The sequence below is a fragment of the Carnobacterium sp. genome (assembly GCF_032094055.1).
In the GTDB taxonomy this organism is placed as follows: domain Bacteria; phylum Bacillota; class Bacilli; order Lactobacillales; family Carnobacteriaceae; genus Carnobacterium_A.
On the sequence record NZ_DAMDAK010000011.1, the window covers coordinates 35,890 to 40,783 of the forward strand.

Annotated in this window: 6 protein-coding genes; all 6 read right to left on the reverse strand. The window is 35.6% G+C overall.

Annotated elements, in window-relative coordinates:
• The coding region (locus tag RT405_RS03110) for a PTS transporter subunit EIIC (RefSeq protein ID WP_396163139.1) at positions 1-331 on the reverse strand (331 nt) is incomplete at its 3' end.
• Between the two features lie 573 nt (positions 332-904).
• On the reverse strand, positions 905-1,324 hold the full coding sequence (locus RT405_RS03115) for a DUF3284 domain-containing protein (protein ID WP_313467470.1): 420 nt from the start codon (positions 1,322-1,324) through the stop codon (positions 905-907).
• The gene (locus tag RT405_RS03120; protein ID WP_313467472.1) at positions 1,324-1,521 is read right to left on the reverse strand and encodes a DUF3188 domain-containing protein; all 198 of its coding nucleotides are present in this window, start codon (positions 1,519-1,521) and stop codon (positions 1,324-1,326) included. Before RT405_RS03120 ends, RT405_RS03115 begins: the two co-directional genes overlap by 1 nt.
• Positions 1,522-1,536: 15 nt before the next feature.
• On the reverse strand, positions 1,537-1,761 hold the full coding sequence (locus RT405_RS03125) for a hypothetical protein (RefSeq protein WP_313467474.1): 225 nt from the start codon (positions 1,759-1,761) through the stop codon (positions 1,537-1,539).
• A gap of 99 nt (positions 1,762-1,860) precedes the next feature.
• Complete coding sequence (locus RT405_RS03130; RefSeq protein WP_313467476.1) at positions 1,861-3,279, reverse strand: PTS transporter subunit EIIC; 1,419 nt, start codon at positions 3,277-3,279, stop codon at positions 1,861-1,863.
• An 82-nt stretch (positions 3,280-3,361) separates the two neighbouring features.
• Positions 3,362-4,444 carry a DUF871 domain-containing protein gene (locus RT405_RS03135; protein ID WP_313467478.1) on the reverse strand — a complete coding sequence of 361 codons (1,083 nt, stop codon included), beginning with the start codon at positions 4,442-4,444 and terminating at the stop codon, positions 3,362-3,364.
• Positions 4,445-4,894: the final 450 nt, after the last annotated feature.

Here is a 4,894-nt window from a genome sequence, read left to right on the forward strand (position 1 = left end):
AAACGACCCCGGCAGATACCCCGTCTTTGCCATACTCTTTAGTTAAGTTGTAAGCAACTAAAAAAGAAATCAAGACAGATAAGATACCAAAAGTACCTTCCCAAACATTTCCTCCAAAGCTTTTCCAAACTTCTTCTCCAAATACAGAATTCATAAAGCTTTGGTACGCTGGAATTGGAAGGTTATTGATTAACAGAACCAATGAACCTAAAATCATTAACGGCATTGTTACAATAAACGAATCTCTAATAGCTACTAGGTGACGTTGTGCACCAATTTTTGCAGCTCTTGGAATAAAATGTTCTTCCATAAAAGCAATAAAACTATTCATCTAACTGACCTCCTGATACTATTTATACTAAATAATTGCATTATTTTTATTTAACAATTGAATTTATGAAGCGATATAGAACTAGTTCTGTCTCCTCTCTTTTGCTTTAGCTTGATAAATTGAACTTTTTATCTTTATTCTTTTATTTCTATAAAAAAACGCTGTCAAATTTATTTGCATTACATGCAATGCTGCTTTCTTTACTTTAATAAGGTAATAAAAAATAAAACAATTCATTGTTATAAAAACCCGTAAGCGCTAACCAATTAACCAAAAAATAACGTTTTCAACTTTTTCTTAAGAAAGATAACGTCCTATTTAAGAACTTATTTTCTTTTTTATTAAAAACTCACCTTAACTTAATTAAATTAATTAACAAACTGTACGATTCATTTAGTTTAAATAATTTGATATAAAATGTCAATAGGAAAATAGGATTTTTATTCGTTTTCTATTCGTAATCACTATCTGATACTGCTAATTAACTAAAAAAACATATACTAAATTGCTGAATGACACAGTAATTTAGTATATGTTTTTAGTTTTAATTGATCGAATCAACCCGTTACTTTTCTAGCTTGGATACGATTCTTCAATCATGGTTAACATTTTTTTGAAATTGCGTTTTTTAACAAAACCTAGAATTATTCCTAAAACAGCATCGTTCATCTTCTGAAGAAAACCATAAGACTCCATGTTTTCTGTATAACGAACTTCACAATTTTCACTGTCGATTGCTTTTATGTCATATTGAACACGATAATCGTTTGCAGTAGTTGATGTACGATAATGGTAGGCTTCATTTTCAACAACTTTTTCAATTTCAATTTTAGCACTGCTACTTTTAGAAAATGTTTTAACGTAGCTGAAATTATTCAATTGATCAGGAGTCAGTTGTTTTCCAGTTTGTTCGCGAATATCGAATAAAACAGATTTCATTACACTATTATAGAAAAAACCAGCGGGTATCTTCATTTTTTTAACGATTTCCACTATTTTTTCACCTCTTCTTTAGCTGCATCTTCTGCTTTTTCTTTTTTACTGCCTCGGTAAGCCATCACTCCGCCAATCACGATCAAAAAAATCGCTGTTGTCAAACTTAATATATCATAGTTCAATGTTTGCCGATTTACGCTAAACATCAAAATCAGCATTCCGATGCTGGCTAGAAATAATCCATTTTTTATCATTTTATCAAACCTCTCTTATTTAACAGGGGCTGCTTGGAAATACAAAACAGCGCCCCAAGGTTGAGCTTTAATGGCTGCTTTTGCGATTTTGGCTGCTTGATCTAAATCTTCCGTAGTTGTTTCAAAATAAAGCTTGATGCCTTTTTTTTCTTTGAATGTAAACGTTATTCCATCTTCTTGATGAGCGTTTAGTAGCTCAATGGCTTTGTCTTGTTGCATAGGTAATGTAATTTCAATCATTTTTTTCACCTTTTCTTTCTTTAAAATTTAAATGAGAAAAAGTTACCTCTACTTCATCTGCGACAAAGTAGAAGCAACCATTTTTAATTTTTCTAACCGTTAATCGTTTTTAGGTTCACCTAGAGCTGGATCCATTTTATTGGCAGCAATAACAAAAGGTGCCCAGATAACAAAGGTTGCAATCATCCCCACTAATGTTACTATCGGTGCACGCCAGTCGGCTCCTGTTGCTAAGAAAGACAACAAGAATGGTGGCGTAACCCAGACGATTTGTTGTGAAACCGGGTTGACCCAATCTAAAATAGTTGCAAAGTAACCAATGGAAACAGAAACTAACGGTGCAACGATGAATGGAATAAACATAATTGCATTTAGAACGATTGGTAAACCAAACATGATTGGTTCATTGATATTGAAAATCCCAGGTCCTAATGATAAGTTAGCTACTGCGCGGTAATCTGCACGTTTTGAGAATAACAGAATGGCAATAATCAAGATGATCGTTCCACCTGAACCACCAAACCAAGAGTAAGCATCAAATGATCCACGTACCCAATTATACCCTTCAGATTTAACAAGTTCAACTCCGCCTTGTTGGAAAAGGTTAACGTTTTGAAGTTGTGCAACTCCGAATACACCTTCCAAGATTGGAGCCAATACGTTAGGCCCATGGATTCCGAAGAACCAGAAGATTTGAACGAATAAGGTAACTAGAATAACAGCTCCAAATCCTTGTGATAATCCTAGTAATGGTTTAGCAATCGTTTCTTGCAACCAAGCTAGGAAAGTCATATCTGGAACAAGTTTTGCGAACAACCAGTAGAAAATACTGACTGCATACAACGCTACAGTAGCCGGAATGATCGCTGCAAAAGCTTTTGAAACTGCTGGCGGAACTGAATCCGGCAATTTGATCGTCATGTCTTTCAACATTAATTTACAGAAAATCATGGTTGCAACAAAACCGATGATCATCGCTGTAAAGAAGAAGTTGCTGTCTAAGTTGTTTAACGGCAACCAGCCCCAGCCTCCAACGGATAAGCCTGTTTCTGTAGCAGACCAGCCAGAATCGGCAGATCCTGCATTGATTGCTTCCATCACGTCAGCTGGAATAGCAGTTTCTAAAGAACTAGAAAATGCAAATGTGATTCCGCTGATTGAAGCAGCTAGCGATACGATCCCGCCGGCTAAATCATTGACACCATAAGCACGGGCTAGATTGTAACCCCAAGAGAAAGCGAAGATGATCCCTGCGATCGCAAGTGTACCATTCCACACATACCCGTTAATGGTAATGATTTCTTTGATAACGGGAATAGACGAACCATCATAACCGTCCACAAATTGTGGGGGCAAGTCGCGTAAAATCGCGTTCAACATAACGGCTACTGAACCGGCCATTGTAGCAGGCATCGTTCCGATAAACGCATCACGTAAAGCTACTAAATGTTTTTGTGCACCGATTCTAGCTGCGATTGGGAGAATGTATTTCTCCAGCCAAGCTGTTAAAGCTTCCATATTTAAAACCCTCCTAAAAATAAGTTTATATAATTAAAACAAGTGCATCTTTATTTTTTATAAAACCTGAATCTGTTTTCCATTATTTTTTTAAGCGAAATTTATGCCACGGCTTGATCAAATCGAGTAAAAATAGTTCTTCTTCGACTACATGACCAACGACATTTGTTTTACCTGTGTTTTCCATTGGCAAACGGGCTAATTGAAGCTCTCCGGCATAACGAGTATAAAGGGAACTTTCAATTAAGATATCGCCTTTTTTAATGGCCGGTGTATGGAACGCTGGAAATTCGTGCCCGCTGTATTTCACACGGCTTTGTGTTGAACGAATCACATAATCCGATACATCTCCTCGATTAAAGTGAGGTTCTTCTAAAACAATTTTTTTCTCCGTTTCCGGAATTTCTTCTACCAATTCACAGTTCAGTGTTAATTGATATGGGTCAATTTCACTTAGTGCTTTTAATTCTTCTTCAGAAGCAAAGGCATTGCCGATAATCACGTCATCAATCAATTCTGTTGCCCATAAGTGTTTAGCTTGCGTCACAATCGGCAGTTCACGGTGCATTTCTAATGTACATAACCCTTCACTGACCGGCCAAGGTCCAATTGTTGCTGTCGGCGAGCTGACAAAAGCAGCCGTTTTGATTCCTTGTGCTTTGTATTGCTTACTTGTTTCAATAAAGTGATCATATCCTAGACCCGTATAACGATGAGGATAAAAATTATGACAGCCGTATAGATTTGTGGCATTGGCTTGATAACTTAGGATATTTTCTAAGTATTTCGTGCCATTGCTGATATTCAGCTCGATTTTTAAGCCTTGAGGATTAAACGTCATAACGGATTCTTCATTACCGGTATATCCCATATCCAAGCGGATACCATCGGCTCCAATTTCTTTGAAAAAGGTCAAATCAGAATAACTGATCCCTAAAACATCAAAAATCTGAGGACTGACATCTGCAATGACTTCCATGCCTTTTTCTTTAGCAAAGGCAATGGTTTCTGTAAATTCCTTTACTACTGCTTCTTTATCACCTTCGATCGATAATAAACAGGTAAACACCCGTTTAAAATTGTATTTCGAAGCTAACTCGATATAGTTTTTCACCTCCTCTGGTTTACTATGATTTGGATAGATTGAAATGCCCAATCTCCTCATTACCACTGCTCCTTCTTTTTTCTATTTTTAATCAAAAACTCTCTTTTTAGAGATTATTTTTGATTAACCAACAATTTTAGAAAACGCTACCAAGTCGATCCATATTGAACAACTAAATTTAGTTGTTTAAAGCATAAGGATGGATTAAGAAGAAGCTTCTCTTTAATTGCAATCTTGGCAAACAGTAAATAGAATCGAAAGTTAAGCGCTTTCCATAAATTTCTTATAAAAAGCGGTCTTTTATGTGATCGCTTTCTTTGCTTTCCCATTTAAAACTGCACTTGATTCAATTAAAGCATAACATTTTCTCAAAAACTTAGTTAAATTAATTAACTAAGCTCTTGATTAGTATTCTAGAGAACCTTAAATGAATTGTCAATAGTTTCAAAAAACTTTCTTTATTTTATTTTTTATTTGTGACAGTCTTTATTTTTCACTCTTGTTTTACCT